Source organism: Aliiruegeria sabulilitoris (assembly GCF_001558155.1).
Classification (GTDB): Bacteria; Pseudomonadota; Alphaproteobacteria; order Rhodobacterales; family Rhodobacteraceae; genus Tropicimonas; species Tropicimonas sabulilitoris.
The window spans coordinates 1-965 of the sequence record NZ_LOAS01000109.1 but is presented as its reverse complement, the minus strand read 5'-3'; the positions used below and the strand labels follow the sequence as shown (position 1 = coordinate 965).

Below are 965 nucleotides of genomic sequence, written 5' to 3'. Positions count from 1 at the left end.
TCTGGAGGTGTCTTACCCGGCCGGGCTCAAAGGCTTCGGCCGGAGTTATGTGTCGGTCGCCGCGGGCTAGGCGTTTGCCTGAGCGAAGCCTTCGAAGATGAAGCTGATGGATTTTGCGCCCGGGTCGAGGTGGCCGAGGGAGCGTTCTCCCATGGTGCGGGCGCGGCCGAACCTGGCGACGTATTGCTTTGTCAGCTCGGCCCCTTCGGCGGCCTTGCGGGCGGCGGCCTGGAAGGCCTGCGCCTGGTCGCCGGAGGCGTTCAGTTCGGCGACGAGCGCCTGGGTGGCCGGCTCGAAGGCGTCCATCATCGTCTTGTCGCCGACGCTGGCCTTGCTGGTCTTGCGGAAATTGGCCAGCCCCGCCTCGAAGAGCGCCGCGGTCTGGTCAGGCGTCAGCTCGTCGTCGGCGGCGGCCGCGGCGAGGCCGAGGAACCAGGAGCCGAGCAGCGGGCTGGTCGAGCCGCCATCGCACATCATCACCTTCATCGCGATCTGCTTGAGCAGGTCGGCCAGCGGCGCATCGGCGCTTTCGTCCAGCGCCGCGGTGACCGCCCGCATCGTCCGGTGGATGGTGACGCCGTGATCGCCGTCACCGGTCGCCTCGTCGAGATGCGAGAGCGCCACATGTTGATCCTCGATGATCTGCGCCGCGTTGCGCAGCATTTCGACCAGTCTGGCTTTCGTGAGATTTGACATGCCATCCCTTCTTTCTGCTGGAGGCACGCGGCGCACCGCCCCCGCCCGAGGGTGGGAGAGACCGGCCACTTCGCGTTTGGGAGGACCGGCGCGGGGCGGGCGTTTCCACCATCCCGCGCCGGCAGGGAGGAGTTCAGAGCGAGCGGAAATACGGCGTGTCGCAGGGCGCATCCCAAAGCGCCTTGAGCTCGTCGTCGAGCTTGCAGGCGATCATCTGGTAGCCGCCGGCTTCCTGCACCGTCAGCATCTCCGTCGCCTCGCCGCGGACA

The 965-nt window shown here is 67.8% G+C and carries 1 protein-coding gene; it reads right to left on the bottom strand.

Annotated features, from left to right (window positions below):
* Positions 1-66: 66 nt before the first annotated feature.
* Positions 67-696, bottom strand: a complete 630-nt coding sequence (gene dhaL, locus AX756_RS24770; protein ID WP_068318564.1) for a dihydroxyacetone kinase subunit DhaL — start codon at positions 694-696, stop codon at positions 67-69.
* Between the last annotated feature and the right edge of the window lie 269 nt (positions 697-965).